Origin of the sequence: Pseudomonas sp. S32, from assembly GCF_016648095.1 — a bacterium.
GTDB lineage: Bacteria > Pseudomonadota > Gammaproteobacteria > Pseudomonadales > Pseudomonadaceae > Aquipseudomonas > Aquipseudomonas parafulva.
Genome location: NZ_JACVVF010000014.1, coordinates 98,254 through 120,730, shown reverse-complemented (window position 1 = coordinate 120,730; position 22,477 = coordinate 98,254). Strand labels below are relative to the sequence as shown.

Genomic DNA, 22,477 nt, shown 5'->3' with positions numbered 1-22,477 from the left:
CCTCCGCAAGTCCTTCGTTCGGCCTCCTGAAGTCGCGAAGATCAAGATCAAGATCAAGATCTACAGCAACAGCCCAAAGCAGAAATGACCAGCACAGTACAGTTACCCCTTATTTTTCCCATTGACTGTACCGCCCACTCACTCCGCATAATCCTCCCATCAATCTTGGAGGTGGCATGCCCAAAACAGTCCTGGTACTGGTAGAAACCGTCGACGATTACCTCTCCCTGCTGGAGCAGTCCGGTTATCACCTGATCCGCGCTCAATCCCCCAAGCTCCGCGCCCAAGCCATCGAGCAACAGGGCGCGCAGATCGACGCCGTGCTCACCCGTGGCCCGCTCGGCCTCACCGCCAGTGAAATGGCCGCGTTGCCCAAATTGCAGATTATCTGCGTCATCGGTGCCGGCTACGAGCAAGTCGACCTGCCCGCCGCCGCCGCCCGCGGCATCACCGTGACCAACGGCGCCGGCGCCAATGCCGAAGCCGTTGCAGACCACGCCATGGCCATGCTCCTGGCCCTGCTGCGCAATATTCCCCAGGCAGACGTCAGTACCCGCCGCGGCGAATGGCTGCGCGTCATCAGCCCGTCGGTGAGCGGCAAACGCCTCGGCATCGTCGGCCTGGGCGCCGTCGGGCAGGCCATCGCCAGGCGTGCCCAACTCGGGTTTGCCATGCCGGTCAGCTATCACAGCCGCAACCCCAAGGCCAATCAGCCCTACACCTGGTTCGACAGCCCCGAACGCCTCGCAGAGGCCGTCGATATTCTGGTGGTGGCCACGCCAGGGGGGGCCAACACCCATCACCTGATCAATGCCAGCGTGCTCAAGGCACTGGGCCCGCAGGGTTACCTAGTCAATATCGCTCGCGCCAGCGTGGTCGACACCCAGGCGCTGGTTACTGCCCTGCAAAGCGGCGCGCTGGCAGGTGCTGCATTGGACGTATTCGATGATGAGCCCCAGGTGCCTGATGCCCTGAAAGCACTGCACAACACCGTGCTCACCCCCCACGTAGCGGGCCAGTCGCCTGAGGCCGCGCGGGACACCGTGGCCCTCGTGCTGCGTAACCTGCAGGCATTCTTTGCCGGTGAGCCTGTGTTGACACCCGTTCGCCCGTAACCCTGACACAGAAAGCCGCCTGGTAGCTGCCGGGCCATAAGGAGCGTGTCCATGCAACTCGAAATCTTCCAGGTCGATGCCTTCAGTGCCGAACCGTTCGGGGGCAACCCGGCGGCCGTCATCCCGCTTGAACACTGGCTGCCAGACCAGGTGCTGCAGCGTATCGCTGAAGAGAACAACCTGTCCGAAACGGCGTATTTCGTACGCAATGGCGAGGGCTTCGACCTGCGTTGGTTTACCCCCGCCGTGGAAGTGGACCTTTGCGGCCACGCCACCCTGGCATCTGCCTATGTACTGTTCGAACAATTGGGTGAACCCGCCCAGGTGCTGCGCTTCAATACCCGCAGTGGCGAGTTGCGGGTCACCCGGGGGGACGATGGGCTGCTGGCCATGGACTTCCCCGCCAAACAGCCCGCAGCCGAAGAAATGCCTGCAGGGTTGCTGGAGGCACTGGGCCTGCACCAGGCGCTGGCGCTGTACCGCAGCGATGACTACGTGGTGGTGATCGAAGACCCATTGCTGCTGGACGCACTGCAGCCCGACTTCGTCGCGCTGTCGCGCTACGATGTGCGCGGCATTGCCGTGACTGCGGCGGGGCGGGGGTTCGACTTCGTTACCCGTTGGTTCGGGCCGCGGGTGGGCGTGAATGAGGACCCGGTGACAGGCTCGGCGCACACCTCGCTGGCACCGATCTGGGCCGAACGCCTTGGCAAGCAGCGACTGGCCTGCGAGCAGGGCGGGGCGCGAAAGGGCCAGTTGCACTGTGAGGTGCCGGGCAATGGCCGGGTGATCATCAGTGGTCGGGCGGCGCTGTACCTGCGCGGTACGGTGTTTGTCTGACACGTCTGCGCATTCGCGTACCGGCGATGGGCTGCCGGGCCTGAGGCTATACTGGCTTCTTTGTCTTTTTCGGGGAGTGCATCATGGCTTTGGAAACGTCCGGCAGCTGCTTGTGCGGCGCCACCCAGTTGAAGGTTTCGTTTGACCATGCCGATGTCAGCGCCTGCCATTGCAGCATGTGCCGCAAGTGGACCGGCGGCCCGTTGCTGGTGGTGCATTGCAACCAGCCGCCGACGTTCGAGGGCCTCACCCCCGGTGTTTACGATTCGTCCGACTGGGCGCAGCGCGGCTTCTGCAGCCAGTGCGGCACACACCTGTTCTACCGGCTCAGGGCCAACGACAGCTACGCGGTGCCGGTTGGCCTGCTGGATGGCGAGCTGAACTGGCAGTTCAGCCTGCAGATCTTCATCGAGCAGAAACCCGGTTGGTACTGCTTCGCCAACCAGACCACCTCCCTCACCGGGCAGCAGGCCTTCGAACAGCTGGGCTGATGCCGGCGTGCGGGCTTGCCAAAGCGCTGCAATCCTGAGAAAAGGGCGGCTTTGTCTTTCAGATGGAGTATGCCCGTGAGCCAAGAACTGCAGATCACCGACCTGGTAGAGGGTGATGGCAAAGTCGCCGTCAAAGGCGCGCTCATCACCACTCAATACACCGGCTGGTTGGCCGATGGCAGCGAGTTCGATTCTTCCTGGTCCCGTGGCAAGCCGTTTCAGTGCGTCATCGGCACCGGGCGTGTCATCAAAGGCTGGGACCAAGGGTTGATGGGGATGCGTGTGGGCGGCAAGCGCAAGCTGCAAGTGCCAGCCCACCTGGCCTATGGTGAACGCACCCTGGGCGCCATCCCGCCACACGCCGACCTCACCTTCGAGATCGAGTTACTGGAAGTGCTCACACGGGACGACTGAGCCCCACCAGGCAACAACAGGTTCACCTGCCAGACACAAATGCGCAACAGCAGGTGTCTAGTCTGGGCCTTGCCTAGGGAACGGCATTCACGCTCAGGGAGGAACCAAACGGGTTCGGGGCACTCTGACCCTCACCCGTTGCCAAGGATGGCAATCACGCTCAAGGCGGCCTGCAACAGGCCGGGTACTGTGTCGGGTGCAACCGATTGTTCTGCCACACAGGCCTTGAATTGATGAAATTGCCAGCTTTCTTCCGTCGCCGTCGCCACCCGTTGCTGCTTGGCCTGCTGCTCACGGCAGTGGCCGTGCCGTTGACGCTGGAGGCGCTCGACAGCAGGGCAGAACCTGTGGACGGTACCCAAACCCTGGTGTTTCTGCGGCATGCCGAAAAACCCGGTGAAGGCCTGGGCCAGTTGAATTGCCAGGGGCTGAACCGCGCGCTTGACCTGGCCACGGTATTGCCTGCGCGTTTCGGTAACGCCGATTACGTGTTCGCCGCCAACCCCACGCGGCATGTGGAGGAGGGCAGCCAGGACAAGAGCTACAGCTATATCCGCCCGCTGATGACCATCACCCCCAGTGCCATTCGGCTGGGCCTGCCGGTGAACATCGATTTCAGCGCCAACGACACCGACGAGCTTGCCGACGAACTGCTGCGTGACAAGTACCGCAATGCGACCGTGTACACCGCCTGGTCCCATGGCTACCTGCCGGATCTGATCAATGCCGTCGCCGGCAAGGCGTTGGGTGAAAAGCGGGTGATCACCGAAGACTGGGAGGGTGACGACTTCGACACCCTCTACGTGCTGACCCTGACTTGGCACGACGGCAAGGCCAGCCTGCTCAGCCGTAACGTGCGCCAGGGCCTGAACGACGGCGCCGAAAGCTGCCCCAGCTGATTCATTGCCCAGGGCAGCACCACAACGGGGTCAGCGGCCCAGGCGCATCGGCCAGCCCACTACCTTCTTGGCCCTGGGCGTGGCGTAGGTGCGTACTTTCGATGTGCTCAAGCCCATGCGCACCAACGCCTCGGCGACCGTCACTGCCGCACTCACGCCATCCACCACCGGTACCCCGGTGCGTTGGCGGATCTGCTCGTCCAGCCCGGCCATGCCGCCACAACCCAGGCAGATGACCTCGGCCTTGTCTTCACGCACGGCACGTTCAGCCTGCTCGACGATGGCCTCAACGGCCCGCTGCGGGTCGGCTTCCAGCTCCAGCACCGCCATGCCGCTGGCGCGCACCGAGGCGCAGCGGTCATACAGGCCCGACAGCTTGAGCCGGTCTTCAATCAGCGGCACCGTGCGGTCCAGTGTGGTGACCACCGAGTAGGCATGCCCCAGGTACATCGCTGTACTGGCCGCCGCATCGGTGATGTCTACCACGGGCACGTTCAACAACTCCTGCAACCCTTCACGCCCGTGCTCGCCGTAGCCGGCCTGGATGACCGCATCGTAGGGGCCTTCGTAGGCCAGTACGCGGTCCATTACCGCGATGGCGGCCAGGTAGCTTTCGAAATTGCCTTCCACCGATTCGGCGCCGAACCAAGGGGTGAGCCCGATGATCTCGGTGCCGGGGGCGGCCACCGCGCGCGCCTGCTCGGCGATCGCATCGGTGATGGCTTCTGTGGTGTTGACGTTGGCGATAAGAATGCGCATGGGCAGTCCTCCCTGTTCAGTGGCTGCTGTGGTCGACGGCGATGCATTCGCCGCTGACATCGTGATAGTGACGGTTGCGTGGGGCGATCAGCAGGTAGATGGCAGCGGCAATGCCTGCGCCGATCAGCCAGGAGAACGGTGCCACGCTGTGGAAATGGGGTACCAGGGCCAGCACGATGGCCAGCAATGCGGCAGGCAGGAATGCCGCGATGGCACGCAGGTTGATGCCCCGCGTGTAGTGATAAGCGCCGGCCGGGTCTTCGCTGTAGAGCTGCGGCACGTTGATGCAGCCTTTGCGCAGCAGCCAATAGTCGGACATGATCACGCCGTACAGCGGCCCCAGCAGGGCGCCCAGGCCAGACAGGAAGTACACGATCACCAGCGGGCTGTTGTACAGGTTCCAGGGCAGGATCAATACCGCCAGGGTGGCGCTGATCAGCCCGGCGCGGCGGAAGTTGAGGTGGCGCGGGGCCAGGTTGCTGAGCACGAAGGCCGGCGCCACGAAATTGGCCATGATGTTCACCGCCACGGTGACGATCAGGAATGCCAGGCAGCCGAGTACCAGGAACGCGGTGCTGGGGATGGCGGCCACGATCTGGGTGGGGCTGTCGATGATCTGCCCGTTGATCTGGAACTGGGCACCGCACAGCACCACCGTGATGACGGCGAACACCAGAATGTTGACCGGCAAGCCCCAGAAGTTGCCTACGCGAATGGTTTTGCGGCAGGGCGAAGACCGGGCGAAGTCGCAGAAGTTGAGCACCAGCGTGCCGTAGATGGCCAGCCACAGCGCGCCGCCGGCAAAGATGTTGCGCCACATGTCAACGCCGGTCAGCGGCTCGGCAACCGACCAGGCAATGCGGGCATCGGCCTTGATGTACATGAACACGGCCAGCGAAGCGACCGTGAGCAGAATCACCGGCCCGGCGAACCCCTCGTAGCGGCGCACCATCTCCATGCCGTAGGCCAGAATGACCAGTTGCACCAGCCAGATGGCCACGAAGCACACCCAGCCCAGGCTCGACAGCCCCAGAATACTGTCATGGTCGTAGGCCGCCAGTTGCGGCCACACGGCGCTCAACAGCACCCGCAGCACCACTGACGCCAGGTACGTCTGGATGCCGAACCAGGCGATGGCGATCACGGCGCGTATCAGGGCGGGGATCTGCGCACCATGGATACCGAAGGCAATCCGGCTGATGACCGGGAACGGGACGCCTGTCTTCTGCCCCATGTAGCCCGACAGGTTCATGAAGAAGTACACCAGTGCCGCACCAATGGCCAGTGACATCAGGATCTGCCAACCGCCCAGTCCCAGGGCAAACAGCCCCATGGCGAAGGAATAGTTGGCGATGTTGTGCACGTCGTTGGTCCACAGGGCGAAGATGCTGTAACCGCCCCAGCGGCGCCCGGCGATGCGGGTGGGCGCCAGGTCGCGGTTGTGCAGGCGTGGGCTGAGGCCGAGGGCTAGCACGGGGTCGGGCTGTGTGGTGGTGGGTTGGGTGCTGGCGACGGACAGTTCAGGGGCTAGGTTGAGGCTGCTACTCATTCCGGCGGGCTCCTGATGCACGCAGACTGCGATGAGCGGGCATGCACACGGGCTGGCCTTCTCGTCGGTGCAGCGTTGGCATCACAGGGTTCTGGGCGCGGCGGCCAAGGGTGAGTCGGCGTCGCGGGTTATTGTGTATTTATGTTTTGTCAAATTTGTATACAAAACATGAACACACAAAAGCGAGTTCCATGCCAAGCCTTGTTGAGTCAGCTACGATCGAAGACATGAGTACGGATATGAATTTTTTAACTATCTGAATTTATTTAGAAATATTCCTGTAGATAGACAATTCTTAAATTTCTCAGAGCTGAACTAGTTGATCATTTAGTCAGATTTTAAACGGTTCTGCCTGTAACCTAATGGTGCGCAAAAACACTAAGTGCACACAAAAATGGCACTTATGGTTACGTTTATGTGTACAAAATTTCGTCTGCGGTCACCGGGTCAATTTTCCCGCAACACGACAGTGGCTGTAGAATGGCGTTTTTCCCTGTTCGTGACTTTCAATGACCTCGCCGATCCACACCCTTGAGCAACACCTGCTTGCCGCACTCGACCCAGCCCCACACGAAACCCGCCGCCTGTTCCATGGCCGTGGGCGCTGCTGGCCGGGCCTGGAGCAGGTCACGGTGGACTGGTTGCAGGGCGTGCTCTCAGTGGCGTTGTTTCGTGAGCCGCCCGATGGCCAGCTGGCAGAGCTGGAGGCCATGCTGCTGGCGCTTGCCAAGCGGCCGCAGTGGGCCGGGGAGGCCATTCTTGTTCAGCATCGCTACCTGCCTGACAGCCCCGGCCAGTGGTTGGTGGGTGAGCCTTGCCAACAGCGCGAGGTGGTCGAAGATGGGCTCACCTACTTGCTGGACCTGGGCGTGCGCCAGAACAACGGCCTGTTTCTGGACATGCGCTACGGGCGGCAATGGGTGCGCGAGCAGGCCGGTGGCAAGCGTGTGCTGAACCTGTTCGCCTACACCTGCGGTTTCTCGGTTGCGGCCGTTGCCGGCGGGGCTGAGCAGGCGGTCAACCTGGACATGGCCAAGTCGGCGCTGTCCCGCGGGCGGGAAAACCACCGGCTCAACGGCCACGATGCCTCGCGGGTGGCGTACCTGGGGCACGAACTGTTCAAGTCGTGGGGCAAGGTACGCAAATACGGCCCCTACGACCTGGTGATCATCGACCCGCCCACCTTCCAGCGCGGCAGTTTCGTGCTGACCCAGGATTACGCCAAGATTCTACGGCGGTTGCCAGAGCTGCTGACGCCGGGCGGGACGGTACTGGCCTGCGTGAACGACCCGGCGATAGGGCCGGAGTTCTTGATTGACGGGATGGCGGAGCAGGCGCCTGGCTTGGCGTTTGTCGAACGCCTGGAAAACCCGCCTGAGTTCCCTGATGGGGATTCGGCGGGCGGGCTGAAGGCCCTGGTATTTCGTCAGGCGTAGTCGCGGGGAGGGGCGCCGTGGGGCATCGCGAGCAAGTGCCGGGTGAGGCCGAGCTTGTTCGCGATACCAGGGTGCCGCTTACTGGTTGGTGTAGATCTGGTCAAACACCCCACCGTCATTGAAGTGGGTCTTCTGTACTGTGCGCCAGTCACCAAAGGTTTTCTCAACCGACAGGAAGTCCACCTTCGGGAAACGGTCGGTGTACTTGGCCAGCACGGTTGCATCGCGCGGGCGCAGGTAGTTCTGTGCGGCGATTTCCTGTGCAGCAGGTGACCACAGGTACTTCAGGTATTCCTCGGCCACAGCCTGGGTGCCCTTACGGGCTACCACCTTGTCAACGACGCTGACCGGTGGCTCGGCTTCAGCCGAAACGCTGGGGTACACCACCTCGAACTGATCGCGGCCAAACTCCCGGGCGATCATCTCGGCCTCGTTCTCGAAGGTGACCAGCACGTCGCCAATCTGGTTGGTCATGAAGGTGGTGGTTGCCGCGCGGCCACCGGTGTCGAGCACTGGCGCCTGCTTGAACAGCTTGCCCACGAAGTCACGGGCCTTGGCCTCGTCACCGCCCTGCTTGAGCACATAACCCCAGGCCGACAGGTAGGTGTAGCGGCCATTCCCGGAGGTCTTGGGGTTGGGCACGATCACCTGCACGCCATCCTTGAGCAGGTCGGGCCAGTCTTTCAGCGCCTTGGGGTTGCCCTTGCGCACGATGAACACGGTGGCAGAGGTGAACGGGGCACTGTTGTTAGGCAGCCGGGTTACCCAGTTGTCGGGCACCAGTTTGCCATTGTCGACCAGGGCATTGATGTCGGTAGCCATGTTCATGGTGATGACATCGGCCGGCAGCCCGTCGATCACTGCACGCGCCTGCTTGCTCGAACCGCCGAAGGACATCTGCACGTTGACCTTCTCGTTGTGCTCGGCCTCCCAGTGCTTCTGGAAGGCGGGGTTGTAGTCCTTGTAGAAGTCGCGCATCACGTCATAGGAGACGTTGAGCAGGGTCGGTGCTGCCTGGGCGATGTTGCCCAAGGCAAGGCCGGCGGCGAGCAGCGAGGCGGTGAAGAGCTTTTTCACAGGGCGTCCTTGTTGGCGGAAGGGTGTTGGCACATTGCCTGCGACTATAGCGGCTGGCGATGTTGCCTTTAAAGAACAAAAACGCCTTTGGTTATGCCCGGCTGCACGGTTTTATCGCGGGGTGAACAGCTGGCTGCCACAGCGCGAGCAGAACGCTGCATTGTTCTCGTGGGTGGGTTTGCTGCAGGCAGGGCAATCGTGCTGCAACTGCTCGCCACGCATGGCGTTGGCAAGCTCCGCAGTGAAGATGCCGGTCGGCACTGCAATGATCGAATAACCGGTGATCATCACCAGCGATGACAGCACCTGCCCCAGGGGTGTTCGCGGCACGATATCGCCGAAGCCGACCGTGGTGAGGGTGACAATGGCCCAGTAGATGCCTTTGGGAATGCTGGTAAAGCCATGCTCCGGCCCCTCGATCACGTACATCAGCGTGCCGAACACGGTGACCAGCGTCGATACGCTGACCAGAAACACGATGATCTTCTGCTTGCTGCCGCGCAGGGCGGCAAGCAGGTAATTGGCCTGCTTGAGGTAGGGCCCCAGCTTGAGCACGCGGAAGATCCGCAGCATACGGATGACCCGCACGATCAGCAGGTATTGGGCGTCGCTGTAGTACAGCGCAATGATGCCCGGCACGATCGCCAGCAAATCGACCAGGCCGTAGAAGCTGAACGCATAGCGCAAAGGCCGGGGCGAGCAGTACAGGCGGGTGAGGTATTCGCACAGAAACACCGCAGTGAAGCCCCACTCCAGGGCCGCCAGCAGGCCGCCGTAACCCCGGTGCACCTCGTCGATACTGTCGAGGATCACCGTGACGAGGCTGGCGAGGATGATCAGCAGGAGCGTCTTGTCGAAGCGTCTGCCGGCGACCGTGTCGGTCTGGAAGACGATGACGTAGAGGCGTTCACGCCAGGATTGCGGGGTGGGCATAGGCGCGGGTCCGTAAAGCAAACACCAAGAGTAGAGGATCTGCCCCATACACGGCAACGCAGCGCCAGAGGCGCTCTAAAAATGCCAGTTCTGTATCAGGGCGGGAGCTGTTACTAATGGCCCTGCGGAGTTCACAGGAGCACGTCAATGGGCAACGCTTGCGGTTCACCCCGGCTCGGCAGGGCCTACACCGTGTATGGTTATCAGGGCCAGGCATCAGGCAGGACGTGGCTTGGTTATACCGGTGAATACTTGGATCGCCGGTTACAAGGCTACCCGCTGGGGGCTGGGCACCGTTATTACAGCCCCGCCTTGATGCGATTCGTCAGCAGCGACGTCCATAGCCCATTTGGTAAAGGCGGGTTGAATGCCTATGTATATTGCGTAGGTAATCCTGTGGTTCTGAGCGACCCAACTGGGCAAGCGCCTCTGTGGCCGAAATATACTAGGCAGGCGCCTGTGAGGTCGAAATATGAAGGCTTGTGGACCCGAACCCCTCAACAGGGAGCAGCACTTTCCGCAGCCTCATCAGCGGAAGGCAGCATCAGCGTTGTGAACGGCCGACTTCAGTTCAATGCCGCCCCAAGGGATGTTCTGAATATGCTGAAAAATGGGAAATGGGTCCGATCGGAAGGCAAGACCAGCCTTGAGTTGCCGTTGGGGAGCCTGGTGCAGGGCTTGGAAAACTCCACGCTTAGAATCTCCCCCACGCAGACCACCGTTACTGTCCCACACGCAGACGCGTTCAAGACCGCCGTTTCAGCAGCGACCACGAAACCCGCGGATGGCACCGTGGCTGTACCGCTGCCTGTGGGAATGGTGCTGCAGTCTGAAAAGCGTGTGTCCTGGAATCAGGCAACCTATCGGGTATCTCATAAAGACCTGGCCAATGAGGTTGTACGGCAAATACGCCAATAGCCTGTCGCGAGCTACAGGCTGGCAGTTTGGGCAGATCGTCTAACCGAAGAGCCTCCATGCATAAGCCAGCATGCCATGACGAAAGGCGCGGTCAGTGGCGCAGTCGGCAGTAGCTTCCACAGTGACTGCAGCGTTACTGCCACGGCGATTGCAGTCAGCGTCGCCAACGGCTTTTCCCCCTGGCGGCTGAACGCCAGTGCCGCCAGCGCCGCATTGAACCCATAAAGGCCCAGCCAGGCTGCCTCCTGCTGCTCGGTGAGCAGCGCTACGCCACCGCCGATTGCCGAGCCGATCACGGCCCACAGGGCAGCGTAGGGATGCGCGATGAACAGGCCGAGGATGATCAGCAGCCCGGCCAATGGCTGGTCGAGCAAAAAGATTTGGCCCACGCCACGCGCCAACCCATACAGCGGGCCGGCCTCGACGGGGCCGCTTGGCGCAGGGCTGCCAACCAGCAGCACGGCCCAGCCCAGCAGCACGAAGGGGGCGGTGTAGGCGACCAGCAGCTTGCCGCCGCGCTTGCGCCATTGGTGGGTGATGATGCTGGACAGGCCCGCCGCGGCGATGATCAGCGGTGGCTGGATGACCGACCAGGGCAATACCGCACTGATCAAGATGCCGATGAGCACGCCGTTGTAGCTGTACAGCCCGGCCTGGCGGTCGGCACGGTCGTAGCCACGGGCCTGTGCGGTCATCAGGCCGGCCAGGGCGCCAAGCAGGGCGCCGCCGACCAGCCCGGGTGCGGTAAGCAAAATGGCCAACAGGCAGCACAGGCCGCAGGCAGGGCTGCGCAGCAGCAGCACCTGGCTGAAGCCGTTGAACAGCGCCGTGGCCCAGTCAGGGCACGGGTTGACGAAATGTTTTGTGTACATGGGCAGTCAGCAAGGTTGAAAGAGAAGCGGCGGGCCTCTTCGGGCCTCGATTTGTCCGCAGTCAGGTGCAGTGGCCTAGATCAAGCTCTCGATCCGCAGCGTGTTCGTCGACCCCGGCTTGCCGAACGGCACACCGGCCGTGATCAGCAACGTATCACCCCGGCTGGCCATGCCTTGTGCCTGGGCGATTTCAAGGGCGGTCGACACCACCTCGTCCACTTGGCGCAAGCGGTCATTGACCACCGAATGCACGCCCCAGGTCACACTCAGCCGGCGCGCGGTGGCGTGGTTGGGGGTGAGGTTGAGGATCGGCGCGCGGGGTCGCTCGCGGGCAGCGCGCAGGGTCGAGGCGCCCGACTCGCTGTAGTTCACCAGCACCGCCACCGGTAGGATGCCGCTGATGCGGCGGATGGCGCAGCTGATGGCGTCCGACACCGTGGCCTCGGCCTTGGGCCGGCCGACGTCAAGCTGGGCCTGGTAGTCCGGGCCGTTTTCCACCTGGCGGATGATTTTGCTCATCATCTGCACGGCTTCCAGCGGGTACTCGCCCGAGGCGGTTTCTGCTGACAGCATCACTGCATCGGCGCCTTCGGCCACGGCGTTGGCCACGTCGGTGACCTCGGCGCGGGTAGGGGCCGGGGAAAAACGCATGGACTCAAGCATCTGGGTGGCCACCACCACCGGTTTGCCCAACTGCCGGCAGGTGTTGATGATGCGCTTCTGGATCTGCGGCACGCTCTCGGCCGGTACCTCCACACCCAGGTCACCGCGGGCCACCATGATGGCGTCGGCCAGTTCGGCGATGGCTTGCAGCTGTTCCACCGCCGACGGCTTTTCGATCTTGGCCATCAGGTAAGCCCGGTCGCCGATCAGGGCGCGTGCTTCGGCGATGTCCTGAGGGCGCTGCACAAACGACAGCGCAACCCAGTCCACGCCCAGCTCCAGGCCAAAGGCCAGGTCGCGGCGGTCCTTTTCGGTCAGTGGCGAGAGGTCGAGCAGCGCCTGGGGCACGTTGACCCCTTTGCGGTCGGACAGCTCCCCGCCGGCCAGCACCTCGGTGTCGATGGCGTCGTGGTGCTTGGCGGTGACCCGCAAGCGCAGCTTGCCGTCGTCCAGCAGCAGGTCCATGCCGGGTTCCAGCGCGGCAATGATCTCTGGGTGCGGCAGGTTCACCCGCTGGGGGCTGCCGGGTGTGGTGTCCAGGTCCAGGCGCAGGGCCTGGCCACGCTGCAGGTACACGTTGCCGTCAGCGAAGCGACCCACCCGCAGCTTGGGCCCTTGCAGGTCCATGAGGATGCCCAGCGGGTAGTTCAGCTGCTGCTCCACATCGCGAATCCACTGGTAGCGCAAGGCGTGGTCGGCGTGTTCGCCGTGGCTGAAATTCAGGCGGAAGATATTTACCCCGGCCTCCACCAGCTGGCGCACGTCGTCGATGGTCTTGATTGCCGGGCCGAGGGTGGCCAGTACCTTCACTTTCTTGTCGGGCGTCATGATGGGTTGCTCTCGAGAATCAGGATGGCGCGGAAGTCGTTGACGTTGGTGCGGGTCGGCTCGGTGACGATCAACGCATCCAGCGCGGCGAAGTAGCCGTAGCCGTTGTTGTTGTCCAGCTCGTCGCTGGCGCTCAGGCCCAGTGCCTGGGCGCGGGCATGGCTGCTGGGGGTCATCAGCGCGCCGGCGTTTTCTTCCGACCCGTCGATGCCATCGGTATCGCCGGCCAGGGCATACACGCCCGGCAGGCCTTTGAGGCTTTCGGTGAGGCTGAGCAGGAACTCGGCGTTGCGCCCGCCGCGGCCGTTGCCCCGTACGGTGACGGTGGTTTCGCCACCGGACAGGATCACGCAGGGAGCTTTGAGCGGCTGGCCGTGCTGGATGATCTGCCGGGCGATGCCCGCGTGCACCTTGGCCACCTCACGCGACTCGCCTTCGAGGTCGCCCAGGATCAGCGGGCTGAAACCCGCCTGGCGGGCTTTGACGGCCGCGGCTTCCAGCGACTGCTGGGGCTTGGCGATCAGCTGGAAATGGCTGCGTGCCAGGGCCGGATCATCGGCCTTGACGGTTTCTGATGCGGGGTTGTTAAGCCAGTCGATGACGGCCTTGGGCGCATCGATGGCGTAGCGTTTGAGGATGGCCAGGGCATCGGCGCGGGTGCTCGGGTCGGCCACGGTAGGGCCGGAGGCGATCACCGTGGCCAGGTCGCCCGGCACATCGGAAATGGCATAGGTGTACACCGTGGCCGGCCAGCAGGCCTTGGCCAGGCGGCCGCCCTTGATCGCCGAGAGGTGCTTGCGCACGCAGTTCATCTCGCCGATGGTGGCGCCGGATTTGAGCAGCGCCTTGTTGATCTGCTGCTTGTCGGCCAGCGTCAGGCCCTGCGCAGGCAGGGCCAGCAGTGCCGAGCCACCGCCAGACAGCAGGAAGATCACGCGGTCGTCTTCGTTGAGGTTGCTGACCAGGTCCAGCACGCGCTTGGCCACGGCCAGGCCGGCAGCGTCGGGAACGGGGTGGGCGGCCTCAACCACTTCGATTTTCTGACAATTGGCCCCATGGCCGTAGCGGGTGACCACCAGGCCGCAGACTTCCCCCTGCCAGCATTTCTCGACCACTTCGGCCATGGCGGCTGCGGCCTTCCCGGCGCCGATGACAATGACCCGGCCGGTACGGTCAGCGGGCAAATACGGCTCAAGGACCTGGCGGGGGTGGGCGGCGGCGATGGCTGTGTCGAACAGCTCGCGAAGAATTTTTTGCGGATCGACCGACATGGCAGGCTCCCAATTATTGTTGTTTTGCACAATCAAAAACGCCCCTGGAAGTGCCTCCGTGCAGGGCGAACCAGGGGCGGGTGTTGCTCGGTTTCACGGGCCGGCCCGTGGTCGCAGGCCAACCAGCGTGTGCTTCAATCGCGAGCTTTGCTCGCTCCTACGGGCCTTATGCTGATCCCGTAGGAGCGAGCGCAGCTCGCGATGAGGCCGGTAGGTTTTATTGCTCGTCGCGAATCGAGAAATTGGCCATGTGTTCCAGGCCCTTGATCAGTGCCGAGTGGTCCCAGTTGCCGCCGCCCAGGGCCTGGCAGGTGTTGAACACCTGCTGGGCATTGGAGGTGTTGGGCAGGTTGATGCCCAGCTCCTTGGCGCCCTGCAGGGCCAGGTTCAGGTCTTTCTGGTGCAGGTTGATGCGGAAGCCCGGGTCGAAGGTGCCCTTGATCATGCGCTCGGCATGCACCTCGAGGATTTTCGACGACGCAAAGCCGCCCATCAGCGCTTCACGCACCTTGGCCGGGTCGGCACCGTTCTTGGCTGCGAACAGCAGCGCTTCGCTGACGGCCTGAATGTTCAGGGCAACGATGATCTGGTTGGCCACCTTGGCGGTTTGGCCGTCGCCGTTGCCACCGACGCGGGTGATGTTCTTGCCCATGGCTTCGAACAGCGGCAGTGCGCGCTCGAAGGCCTTCGGGCAGCCCCCGACCATGATGCTCAGGGTGGCGGCCTTGGCGCCGACTTCACCGCCGGAAACCGGGGCGTCCAGGTAGGCAGCGCCCGTGGCTTTGATCTTGTCGGCGAATACCTTGGTGGCGGTGGGGGAAATCGAGCTCATGTCGATGACCACCTTGTTTGGGCCCACGCCTTCGGCCACCCCGTTTTCACCGAACAGCACGCTCTCCACCTGGGGGGTGTCAGGCACCATCACAATGATGAACTCGGCTTCCTGGGCTACTTCCTTGGGGTTGGCCAGGGCCACTGCGCCCGCTGCCAGCAGGTCGGCCGGGGCGGCGTCGTGGTGGGTGGAAACGAACAGGCTGTGCCCTGCTTTTTGCAGGTTCTGGGCCATGGGCTTGCCCATGATGCCGGTGCCGATGAAACCGATTTTAGCCATGAGAAATTACCTCTTTTGTATTTATTGAATCTCGCTAGAGCACGCGATGCAGGCCTTCTGTGGGAGCGGGTTTACCCGCGAAGCAGACGCCGCGGTGGATGGCACCGGCTGCGCCGGTGTTCGCGGGTGAACCCGCTCCCACAGTGGCTGGTGTCTTCCACAGAATCTGGTGGTTCACACAGGCTGATGCCCAGCCCTCAGATCGCGTTATGGGTTTTCAGCCAGCCCAGGCCGGCTTCGGTTGTGGTTTTGGGCTTGTACTCCGCGCCCACCCAGCCTTGGTAACCAATGCGGTCCAGGTGCTCGAACAGGAAGCGGTAGTTGATCTCGCCGGTGCCCGGCTCGTGGCGGCCGGGGTTGTCGGCCAACTGGATATGGTTGATCAAGGGCAGGTTGGCCTCGACGGTGCGCGCCAGGTCACCTTCCATGATCTGCATGTGGTAGATGTCGTACTGCAGGAACAGGTTGTCGCTGCCCACCTCGGCCTGGATGTCCAGCGCTTGCTGGGTGGTATTGAGGTAGAAGCCCGGGATGTCGCGGGTGTTGATCATTTCCATGACCAGGCGAATACCGGCGGCCTTGAGCGTGTCGGCGGCATAGCGCAGGTTGCCCACGAAGGTGCTGCGCACGGTGGCACAGTCCGTGCCTTGCGGGCGAATGCCGGCCAGGGCGTTGACCTGGGTGTTGCCCAGCACCTTGGCGTACGCGATGGCCTTGTCGACACCGGCCCGGAATTCCTCCACCCGGTCAGGGTGGCAGGCAATGCCGCGCTCGCCTTGCGACCAGTCGCCGGCGGGCAGGTTGAACAGCACCTGGGTCAGGCCGTTGGCGTCCAGTTGCTGCTTGATGTCGGCAGCGCTGAAATCATACGGAAAAAGGTATTCGACACCGCTGAAGCCGGCGTCAGCGGCGGCCTTGAAGCGGGCCAGAAAGTCCTGTTCGGTGAACAGCATGGACAGGTTGGCGGCGAAGCGCGGCATGGTGTGTCTCCTTGCGTAGAAGGCCCCCGGCAGCGGCCTGGGGGCGTGCGGCAGTCAGTCCAGCAGCGAGATGGCGGTGGGCGCGTCATTGCCGACCAGGGCCAGGTCTTCGAATTCGTTGACCGCGTTGATCTCGGTGCCCATGGAAATATTGGTCACGCGTTCGAGAATCACCTCCACCACCACGGGCACGCGGAACTCTTCGGCCATTTTTTGCGCCTTGAGCAGGGCAGGGGCGATGTCGCCCGGCTCGAATACGCGCAGTGCCTTGCAGCCCAGGCCCTCGACCACCGCGACGTGGTCGACGCCGTAGGTGGCGGCGTCGCTGGCGTTGATGTTCTCGAAGGCCAGTTGTACACAGTAATCCATGTCGAAGCCACGCTGCGCCTGGCGGATCAGCCCCAGGTAGGCGTTGTTCACCAGCACGTGGACGTAGGGCAGGTTGAACTGCGCGCCCACGGCCAGTTCCTCGATCATGAACTGGAAGTCGTAGTCACCAGACAGCGCCACCACCTTGCGCTGAGGGTCGGCCTTGACCACGCCCAACGCGGCAGGGATGGTCCAGCCCAGCGGGCCGGCCTGGCCGCAATTGATCCAGTGCCGCGGCTTGTACACATGCAGAAACTGCGCACCGGCAATCTGCGACAGGCCGATGGTGCTGACGTAGCAGGTGTCCTTGCCGAATACCTGGTTCATTTCCTGGTAAACGCGCTGCGGCTTCACCGGCACGTTGTCGAAGTGGGTTTTGCGCTGCAGGCTGGCTTTGCGCTGTTGGCAGTCTTCAAGCCAGGCCTTGCGGCATTTGAGCTTGCCGGCGGCTTGCCATTCGCGCGCCACCTCCAGCAGCTTGTCCAGGGCCAGGCCTGCGTCCGAGACGATGCCCAGGTCGGGCGTGAATACGCGGCCGATCTGGGTCGGCTCGATGTCGACGTGGATGAAGGTGCGGCCTTCGGTGTACACGTCCACAGAACCGGTATGGCGGTTGGCCCAGCGGTTGCCGATACCGAACACCAGGTCGGACTTCAACAGCGTGGCGTTGCCATAGCGGTGCGAGGTCTGCAGGCCGACCATGCCGACCATTTGCGGGTGGTCGTCGGGCAGGGTGCCCCAGCCCATCAGGGTGGGGATGACCGGCACGCCGGTCAGCTCGGCGAAGGCCACCAGTTTGTCGCTGGCATCGGCATTGATGATGCCGCCGCCAGCCACCAGCAGCGGGCGTTCAGCGTCATTGAGCATGGCCAGGGCTTTTTCCGCCTGTATGCGGGTGGCCGCTGGCTTGTGCACTGGCAAGGGTTCGTAGGCATCGATATCGAATTCGATTTCGGCCATCTGCACGTCGAACGGCAGGTCGATCAGTACCGGGCCCGGGCGGCCGCTGCGCATTTCGAAGAACGCCTTCTGGAACGCATAGGGCACTTGGCCCGGCTCCAGCACGGTGGTCGCCCACTTGGTCACCGGCTTGACGATGCTGGTGATGTCTACGGCCTGGAAGTCTTCCTTGTGCAGGCGGGCGCGGGGGGCCTGGCCAGTGATGCACAGGATCGGGATGGAGTCTGCGCTGGCGCTGTAAAGGCCGGTGACCATGTCGGTGCCGGCAGGCCCGGAGGTACCGATGCATACGCCGATGTTGCCGGGGTTGGCGCGGGTGTAGCCCTCGGCCATGTGCGAGGCACCTTCGACGTGGCGAGCGAGGACGTGATCGATGCCACCGACTTTTTTCAGGGCCGAATACAGCGGGTTGATGGCAGCCCCGGGGATGCCGAACGCGGTCTCTACACCTTCACGGCGCATGACCAGAACGGCTGCATCGATTGCTCTCATTTTGCTCATGATTTGTGCCTCATCGATTTTGTAATTGTATACAACTTTCTATGCGATTCAGTGTATTCATGCCCGAGTCGTCAGGTCAATGGGTTTTCATCGGGTGAGAACGCTTTGCATGAAGCGCCCGTGCACAAAGGGCTTTGCAGAGACGCCTAGGATTGATCAAAAATATTGTATACAAAAATATTCTTGGTTGTGTTCTATTTGGTTCTCGGTTTTCAACTGCCCCCCGGGCGTCTCACAATAAGAAGAGGACCATTACATGAACGCTTTGAACCTGAAAGTCGCGGTCAGCCTGGTAGAGGCTGCGCTGGCGGCAGGCCGAACCGTCAACGCAGCGCCGTTGACCGTGGCAGTGCTGGATGCCGGTGGGCATGTGCTGGTATTGCAGCGCGAAGACGGTGCCAGCCTGTTGCGGCCTGAGCTGGCCACGGGCAAGGCCTGGGGTGCCATTGCGCTGGGCAAGGGGTCACGCTTGCTGGCCCTGGATGCCCAGCAGCGGCCGGCGTTTTTTGCGGCGCTCAATGGGCTGGGCGAGCGACCGGTGGTGCCGGCACCGGGGGGTGTGCTGATACGTGATCAGGAGGGCAGGGTGTTGGGCGCGGTGGGGATCAGTGGCGATACGTCGGACATTGACGAGCAGTGCGCCATCAGTGCCATCGAGGCGGTGGGGCTGCGGGCGGATGCGGGGGTGGTGGCCTGACCAGGCTTGGCCTGGGCTGGCCCTTTCGCGGGTGAACCCGCTCCCACAATGATGGCGCCAGCTCTCGGGTTTTGTGCCAGCCAGCGTCTGCCCCACTACAGCCTCTGCCCTAGGGCTGAATGCCCCTGTGGAAGCAGGTTTACCCGCGAAAGGGCCAGCGCAGTACTCAGGCTACCTCAGGCTCGCAGCCTTTGAGCACCATGCGGATGATGGTTTGCGCAGCAGCATCGTAGTCGCTGTCGGCCAGCTTGGCCTTGCCGGTCACGGCCGAAATCTGCCAATCGAAGTCGGCATAGGTCTGGGTCGCTGCCCAGATGCTGAACATCAGGTGATGCGCATCCACATGGGCGATCTGCCCATGGTCGATCCAGTGCTGGATGCACTCGATATTGTGCCGTGCCTGCGCATTCAGCTGTTCCACCTGGCTGGGTGACAGGTGCGGTGCGCCGTGCATGATCTCGCTGGCAAACACCTTGGACGCATGGGGCAGGTCACGGGAAATGCGAATTTTCGAGCGAATGTACGCGCTGAGCACTTCCCTGGGGTCGCCATCGGCGTTGAACGGCGTGGAGGCCTGCATGATCGGTGCGATGATGCTCTCGAGCACTTCCCGGTACAGGTTGTCCTTGGACTTGAAGTAGTAGTACACGTTGGGCTTGGGCAACCCGGCCTTGGCCGCGATGTCGCTGGTCTTGGTGGCCGCGAAGCCCTTGTCGGCGAATTCCTCGCTGGCCGCGCGCAGGATCAGTTCCTTGTTGCGCTCGCGAATGGTGCTCATGGTCAGGGATCTTCCTCGTGTCTGGCCACCTCTAAGAGGGATCGGGCATGGTAGCACCGTGCCTGACGGGCGCTCAAGGCAGCGGCCTTGGGCTAGACTCCGGCTCATTCACACACTTGGAAACAGCATAATTATGGCAGCAAGCAGTCTACTGGTACTGATCGACGACATCGCCACGCTGCTCGACGACGTATCGCTGATGACCAAGGTCGCGGCAAAGAAAACCGCTGGCGTGCTGGGGGACGACCTGGCACTCAATGCGCAACAGGTGACCGGCGTGAGCGCCGACCGCGAATTGCCCGTGGTATGGGCAGTGGCCAAGGGCTCGCTGATGAACAAGGCGATCCTGGTGCCGGCGGCGCTGTTGATCAGCGCGTTCATCCCCTGGGCGGTCACACCGTTGCTGATGGTGGGGGGGGCCTACCTGTGCTTCGAGGGCTTCGAGAAGCTGGCGCATGCGTTCTTCCACGACAAGGACGAAGAACAGGCCAGGCGTGCCAAGCGCAGCGAGGCGCTGGCGGACCAGAGCACCGACCTGGTGGCGTTCGAGAAGGCCAAGATCAAGGGTGCCGTGCGCACCGACTTCATTCTCTCTGCCGAGATCATCGCCATCACCTTGGGCATCGTTGCCGATGCGCCACTGACCCAGCAGATCATCGTGCTGTCGGGCATCGCCGTGGTCATGACCATCGGTGTGTACGGGGTGGTGGGCGGGATCGTGAAGCTGGACGACCTGGGCCTGTGGATGAGCCGCAAGGCTTCGCGCCTGGTACAGGCGATCGGCAACGGCATCCTGCGGGCCGCGCCCTACATGATGAAAGCCCTCTCGGTGGTCGGCACGGCGGCCATGTTCCTGGTCGGTGGTGGCATCTTGGTACACGGCATCGCGCCTTTGCACCATGCTGTCGAGGCGTTCAGCGAGGGCCGCGGCGGGGCGTTGACGGGCGCGCTGCTCAACGGCGTGGCCGGTGTGGTCGCCGGTGCCGTGGTGCTGGCGGTGGTGAGTGGGGCGAGCAAGCTGTGGCAGGCATTGCGCCCCGCCCACTAAGGTGGCTGGCCGGTGCTGCTGCGCCGGCCGCGCACTTAGGTTAGAACAGCACCTTGACCAGGAAGCTCATGGTGTTCTGGTCGGTGGTGAAGCCGTCGCTGTTCTTGATCCCGTACTTGTTTTTCCAGTAGTCGTACTCCACACCCACGTACAGCTGCTTTTCGCCCAGGTTCATGGCCTTGCCCAGGTCATACTTGATCTGCGGATTGAAGTGCAGGTTGGCCTGGTAGGTGCCGCGGCGGTTTTCGTCGTTGTCCACCACCCAGTCCATGTAACCATCGATCAGCACATCCGACGAACCCACCGGGATGGTGTACGACCACACAGGCGTGATCTGCCAGACGTTGTCACCCGGGCGGCTGCCGTCGGTGGTGCGCTGGTAGAAGTTCAGCTGGAAGTAGTCGAAGCCCGGGATCGCCAGGTCGAACCCTGGGCCGATCAGGTACGCCTCGGTATCACCTTCGCCAAACTCGTAGGTCATGGCCAGCAGCACATCCTTGATGGGGCCGAACTCAAACTTCTGGTCGAAGATCTTGCCGAACGACAGGCGCGGGGTGATCTCGCCGTAGTAGGTGTTCGGGCCATTGCCGCTGTCTTTCTGCCCTTGATAGAAGATCTTGTCGACGAAGATGAAGTTGTCGCCGTACTTCCAGCCATCGGCGTGCTCGAAGGTGACGGTTTGCTGGGTCGGCGGGTTGACCTTGAAGTTCTTGCCCCACAGGTAGGTGAGGCTGTTGCTCTGCCACTGCAGCAGGTCGCCACCGAAGGTGGTGCCGCACGCCAGCAGGCCGCCGGCCAGGATCAGGCTGTTGATGATACGCATCGCGTGTGTCGCTCCCTTGATTGGTCAGTTGTCAGCGCTCGTTGATGGCGCTTTTTCTGTCTTTTTAGTCAGCTTTTTTCGTTTGGCCATAGCTGTTTGGCAAGGGTCGCGCCAACTTTTCCAGGTTGGCCGAACCGTCCTGCTCGACGTCGTTCTGAACGGATGAAAAGGGTCTTTCAGGCTGGCAACACGTTGGCCAACCGCCCGAATTCATTGACTGAGCGGTCAGTTAACGCAGGCAGAATCCGTTCTGCCCCGATCGAGGGGGCGCGCAGGTTACTGGCTTGCGCGCCTGGCCTCAAGTGCTCCTTCCTGGCGCACGTGGGTACAAACTTGTGCGTTTGGTCAGCTTCCTAGAAGTGCACCTTGACCAAGGCGCTGGCCACGCTCTGGTTGGTGCTCAGGCTGCCGCGGCTGTCGATGCCGTATTTGTCTTTCCAGTAGCTGTACTCAAAGCCCACGTACAGTTGTCGGGCGCCGAAATTCAGGGCCTTGCCCAGGTCGTATTTCACCTGCGGGTTGAAGTGCAGGTTGGCGTGGTAGGTGCCACGCCGGTTCTGGTCGTTGTCCGTGACCCAGTCCATGTAGCCGTCTATCAGAATGTCGGATTTGCCGACAGGCACGGTGTATGACCAGGCCGGGGTGATTTGCCAGACGTTGTCGCCCGGCCGGCTGCCCTCGGTGTTGCGCACGTAGAAATTGAGCACGAAATAGTTGAAACCCGGCACGTCCAGGTCAAACCCCGGGCCGATCAGGTAGGCCTCGTTGTCACCTTCGCCGCGCTCGTAGGTCATGGCCAGCAGCACGTCCTTGATCGGCCCCAAGGCCAGCTTGCGGTCGAGAATCTTGCCCAATGACAGGCGCGGGCTGAACTCGCCGTAGTAAGTGGTCACGCCTTTGCCCGGGTCGGCTTTGCCGTTGTAGAAGATCTTGTCGACGAACAGAAAGGTGTCGCCGTACTTCCATTTGTTGGCGTGCTCGAACGTGAGGGTTTGCTGGATATCAGGGTTTACCTTGAAATCCTTGCCATACAGGTAGGTCAGGCTTTCGCCGTGCCACTGCAGCCATTCGCCAGCATGGGCGGGCGCGTTGGCCAGCAGGCTGCTCCCCAGCAACAGGGACGAGGTGATGTGTTTCATGGGTGG

The 22,477-nt window shown here is 62.6% G+C and carries 22 protein-coding genes; 9 read left to right on the top strand and 13 right to left on the bottom strand.

Translation table 11 applies throughout. The features are described 5' to 3' along the window. Positions 1-176: 176 nt before the first annotated feature. The 5 genes from IAE38_RS10515 (at position 177) to IAE38_RS10495 (ending at position 3,759) form a co-directional block, all read left to right on the top strand. Entirely contained in the window at positions 177-1,115 is a 939-nt protein-coding gene (locus IAE38_RS10515) for a 2-hydroxyacid dehydrogenase (RefSeq protein WP_201217501.1), read from the top strand. Between the two features lie 51 nt (positions 1,116-1,166). Continuing rightward, positions 1,167-1,955, top strand: a complete 789-nt coding sequence (locus IAE38_RS10510; protein ID WP_201217499.1) for a PhzF family phenazine biosynthesis protein — start codon at positions 1,167-1,169, stop codon at positions 1,953-1,955. Positions 1,956-2,038: 83 nt separating this feature from the next. Beyond that, the gene (locus IAE38_RS10505) at positions 2,039-2,446 is read left to right on the top strand and encodes a GFA family protein (protein WP_201164632.1); all 408 of its coding nucleotides are present in this window, start codon (positions 2,039-2,041) and stop codon (positions 2,444-2,446) included. A gap of 75 nt (positions 2,447-2,521) precedes the next feature. After that, positions 2,522-2,860: an FKBP-type peptidyl-prolyl cis-trans isomerase gene (locus IAE38_RS10500; protein WP_028632121.1), complete on the top strand. Its 339-nt coding sequence runs from the start codon at positions 2,522-2,524 to the stop codon at positions 2,858-2,860. Between the two features lie 233 nt (positions 2,861-3,093). Then, positions 3,094-3,759, top strand: a complete 666-nt coding sequence (locus tag IAE38_RS10495; protein ID WP_028632122.1) for a hypothetical protein — start codon at positions 3,094-3,096, stop codon at positions 3,757-3,759. Between the two features lie 30 nt (positions 3,760-3,789). On the opposite strand, the gene IAE38_RS10490 is transcribed toward IAE38_RS10495, so the two are convergent. Both IAE38_RS10490 and IAE38_RS10485 read right to left on the bottom strand, forming a co-directional pair. Then, complete coding sequence (locus IAE38_RS10490) at positions 3,790-4,518, bottom strand: aspartate/glutamate racemase family protein (RefSeq protein WP_028632123.1); 729 nt, start codon at positions 4,516-4,518, stop codon at positions 3,790-3,792. A 16-nt stretch (positions 4,519-4,534) separates the two neighbouring features. Beyond that, positions 4,535-6,067: an NCS1 family nucleobase:cation symporter-1 gene (locus IAE38_RS10485; RefSeq protein ID WP_201217497.1), complete on the bottom strand. Its 1,533-nt coding sequence runs from the start codon at positions 6,065-6,067 to the stop codon at positions 4,535-4,537. A 509-nt stretch (positions 6,068-6,576) separates the two neighbouring features. Between IAE38_RS10485 and IAE38_RS10480 the strand changes: the two genes are divergently transcribed. After that, positions 6,577-7,503 carry a class I SAM-dependent methyltransferase gene (locus tag IAE38_RS10480; protein ID WP_201217496.1) on the top strand — a complete coding sequence of 309 codons (927 nt, stop codon included), beginning with the start codon at positions 6,577-6,579 and terminating at the stop codon, positions 7,501-7,503. 78 nt (positions 7,504-7,581) lie between these two features. On the opposite strand, the gene IAE38_RS10475 is transcribed toward IAE38_RS10480, so the two are convergent. Both IAE38_RS10475 and IAE38_RS10470 read right to left on the bottom strand, forming a co-directional pair. Further along, entirely contained in the window at positions 7,582-8,580 is a 999-nt protein-coding gene (locus IAE38_RS10475; RefSeq protein ID WP_028632126.1) for a sulfate ABC transporter substrate-binding protein, read from the bottom strand. A 111-nt stretch (positions 8,581-8,691) separates the two neighbouring features. Further along, positions 8,692-9,513, bottom strand: a complete 822-nt coding sequence (locus IAE38_RS10470; protein ID WP_201217494.1) for an ion transporter — start codon at positions 9,511-9,513, stop codon at positions 8,692-8,694. A gap of 147 nt (positions 9,514-9,660) precedes the next feature. Here IAE38_RS10470 and IAE38_RS10465 point away from each other — a divergent pair, with 147 nt between their 5' ends. Then, positions 9,661-10,431, top strand: coding sequence for an RHS repeat-associated core domain-containing protein (locus IAE38_RS10465; protein ID WP_201217492.1), 771 nt, complete (start codon positions 9,661-9,663; stop codon positions 10,429-10,431). 11 nt (positions 10,432-10,442) lie between these two features. Here IAE38_RS10465 and IAE38_RS10460 read toward each other — a convergent pair whose 3' ends face one another. The 6 genes from IAE38_RS10460 to gcl form a co-directional block, all read right to left on the bottom strand. Continuing rightward, positions 10,443-11,303, bottom strand: a complete 861-nt coding sequence (locus IAE38_RS10460; protein ID WP_201217491.1) for an urea transporter — start codon at positions 11,301-11,303, stop codon at positions 10,443-10,445. Positions 11,304-11,378: 75 nt separating this feature from the next. Next, the gene (gene pyk / locus IAE38_RS10455; protein ID WP_201217489.1) at positions 11,379-12,794 is read right to left on the bottom strand and encodes a pyruvate kinase; all 1,416 of its coding nucleotides are present in this window, start codon (positions 12,792-12,794) and stop codon (positions 11,379-11,381) included. After that, the gene (locus IAE38_RS10450) at positions 12,791-14,065 is read right to left on the bottom strand and encodes a glycerate kinase type-2 family protein (RefSeq protein ID WP_201164639.1); all 1,275 of its coding nucleotides are present in this window, start codon (positions 14,063-14,065) and stop codon (positions 12,791-12,793) included. Before IAE38_RS10450 ends, pyk begins: the two co-directional genes overlap by 4 nt. Positions 14,066-14,282: 217 nt before the next feature. Beyond that, the gene (locus IAE38_RS10445; RefSeq protein WP_201164640.1) at positions 14,283-15,176 is read right to left on the bottom strand and encodes a 2-hydroxy-3-oxopropionate reductase; all 894 of its coding nucleotides are present in this window, start codon (positions 15,174-15,176) and stop codon (positions 14,283-14,285) included. A 197-nt stretch (positions 15,177-15,373) separates the two neighbouring features. Beyond that, positions 15,374-16,156 (bottom strand): hydroxypyruvate isomerase, encoded by a 783-nt coding sequence (hyi, locus tag IAE38_RS10440; RefSeq protein ID WP_201164641.1) that lies wholly within the window; start codon positions 16,154-16,156, stop codon positions 15,374-15,376. A gap of 54 nt (positions 16,157-16,210) precedes the next feature. Then, positions 16,211-17,986 (bottom strand): glyoxylate carboligase, encoded by a 1,776-nt coding sequence (gene gcl, locus IAE38_RS10435; RefSeq protein WP_028632133.1) that lies wholly within the window; start codon positions 17,984-17,986, stop codon positions 16,211-16,213. A 256-nt stretch (positions 17,987-18,242) separates the two neighbouring features. On the opposite strand from gcl, the gene IAE38_RS10430 reads away from it, so the two are divergent. Further along, a complete protein-coding gene (locus IAE38_RS10430) occupies positions 18,243-18,683 on the top strand; it encodes a GlcG/HbpS family heme-binding protein (RefSeq protein ID WP_028632134.1) in 441 nt (146 codons plus the stop codon). Positions 18,684-18,849: 166 nt separating this feature from the next. Here IAE38_RS10430 and IAE38_RS10425 read toward each other — a convergent pair whose 3' ends face one another. Next, a complete protein-coding gene (locus IAE38_RS10425; protein WP_201217487.1) occupies positions 18,850-19,461 on the bottom strand; it encodes a TetR/AcrR family transcriptional regulator in 612 nt (203 codons plus the stop codon). A 133-nt stretch (positions 19,462-19,594) separates the two neighbouring features. Here IAE38_RS10425 and IAE38_RS10420 point away from each other — a divergent pair, with 133 nt between their 5' ends. After that, positions 19,595-20,509: a DUF808 domain-containing protein gene (locus IAE38_RS10420; protein WP_201217486.1), complete on the top strand. Its 915-nt coding sequence runs from the start codon at positions 19,595-19,597 to the stop codon at positions 20,507-20,509. A 40-nt stretch (positions 20,510-20,549) separates the two neighbouring features. On the opposite strand, the gene IAE38_RS10415 is transcribed toward IAE38_RS10420, so the two are convergent. Further along, the gene (locus tag IAE38_RS10415) at positions 20,550-21,332 is read right to left on the bottom strand and encodes an outer membrane protein OmpK (RefSeq protein WP_201217484.1); all 783 of its coding nucleotides are present in this window, start codon (positions 21,330-21,332) and stop codon (positions 20,550-20,552) included. 353 nt (positions 21,333-21,685) lie between these two features. Continuing rightward, positions 21,686-22,471, bottom strand: a complete 786-nt coding sequence (locus IAE38_RS10410; protein ID WP_201217483.1) for an outer membrane protein OmpK — start codon at positions 22,469-22,471, stop codon at positions 21,686-21,688. Between the last annotated feature and the right edge of the window lie 6 nt (positions 22,472-22,477).

Excerpts from the sequence above, each read along its gene's own strand:
- IAE38_RS10515 (WP_201217501.1), top strand. The coding sequence starts at position 177 with ATGCCCAAAACAGTCCTGGTACTGGTAGAAACCGTCGACGATTACCTC.
- IAE38_RS10425 (WP_201217487.1), bottom strand. The coding sequence starts at position 19,461 with ATGAGCACCATTCGCGAGCGCAACAAGGAACTGATCCTGCGCGCGGCC.
- pyk (WP_201217489.1), bottom strand. The coding sequence starts at position 12,794 with ATGACGCCCGACAAGAAAGTGAAGGTACTGGCCACCCTCGGCCCGGCA.
- IAE38_RS10420 (WP_201217486.1), top strand. The coding sequence starts at position 19,595 with ATGGCAGCAAGCAGTCTACTGGTACTGATCGACGACATCGCCACGCTG.
- gcl (WP_028632133.1), bottom strand. The coding sequence starts at position 17,986 with ATGAGCAAAATGAGAGCAATCGATGCAGCCGTTCTGGTCATGCGCCGT.
- IAE38_RS10450 (WP_201164639.1), bottom strand. The coding sequence starts at position 14,065 with ATGTCGGTCGATCCGCAAAAAATTCTTCGCGAGCTGTTCGACACAGCC.
- IAE38_RS10430 (WP_028632134.1), top strand. The coding sequence starts at position 18,243 with ATGAACGCTTTGAACCTGAAAGTCGCGGTCAGCCTGGTAGAGGCTGCG.
- IAE38_RS10415 (WP_201217484.1), bottom strand. The coding sequence starts at position 21,332 with ATGCGTATCATCAACAGCCTGATCCTGGCCGGCGGCCTGCTGGCGTGC.
- IAE38_RS10470 (WP_201217494.1), bottom strand. The coding sequence starts at position 9,513 with ATGCCCACCCCGCAATCCTGGCGTGAACGCCTCTACGTCATCGTCTTC.
- IAE38_RS10410 (WP_201217483.1), bottom strand. The coding sequence starts at position 22,471 with ATGAAACACATCACCTCGTCCCTGTTGCTGGGGAGCAGCCTGCTGGCC.
- IAE38_RS10480 (WP_201217496.1), top strand. The coding sequence starts at position 6,577 with ATGACCTCGCCGATCCACACCCTTGAGCAACACCTGCTTGCCGCACTC.
- hyi (WP_201164641.1), bottom strand. The coding sequence starts at position 16,156 with ATGCCGCGCTTCGCCGCCAACCTGTCCATGCTGTTCACCGAACAGGAC.
- IAE38_RS10485 (WP_201217497.1), bottom strand. The coding sequence starts at position 6,067 with ATGAGTAGCAGCCTCAACCTAGCCCCTGAACTGTCCGTCGCCAGCACC.
- IAE38_RS10495 (WP_028632122.1), top strand. The coding sequence starts at position 3,094 with ATGAAATTGCCAGCTTTCTTCCGTCGCCGTCGCCACCCGTTGCTGCTT.
- IAE38_RS10460 (WP_201217491.1), bottom strand. The coding sequence starts at position 11,303 with ATGTACACAAAACATTTCGTCAACCCGTGCCCTGACTGGGCCACGGCG.
- IAE38_RS10490 (WP_028632123.1), bottom strand. The coding sequence starts at position 4,518 with ATGCGCATTCTTATCGCCAACGTCAACACCACAGAAGCCATCACCGAT.
- IAE38_RS10510 (WP_201217499.1), top strand. The coding sequence starts at position 1,167 with ATGCAACTCGAAATCTTCCAGGTCGATGCCTTCAGTGCCGAACCGTTC.
- IAE38_RS10445 (WP_201164640.1), bottom strand. The coding sequence starts at position 15,176 with ATGGCTAAAATCGGTTTCATCGGCACCGGCATCATGGGCAAGCCCATG.
- IAE38_RS10465 (WP_201217492.1), top strand. The coding sequence starts at position 9,661 with ATGGGCAACGCTTGCGGTTCACCCCGGCTCGGCAGGGCCTACACCGTG.
- IAE38_RS10505 (WP_201164632.1), top strand. The coding sequence starts at position 2,039 with ATGGCTTTGGAAACGTCCGGCAGCTGCTTGTGCGGCGCCACCCAGTTG.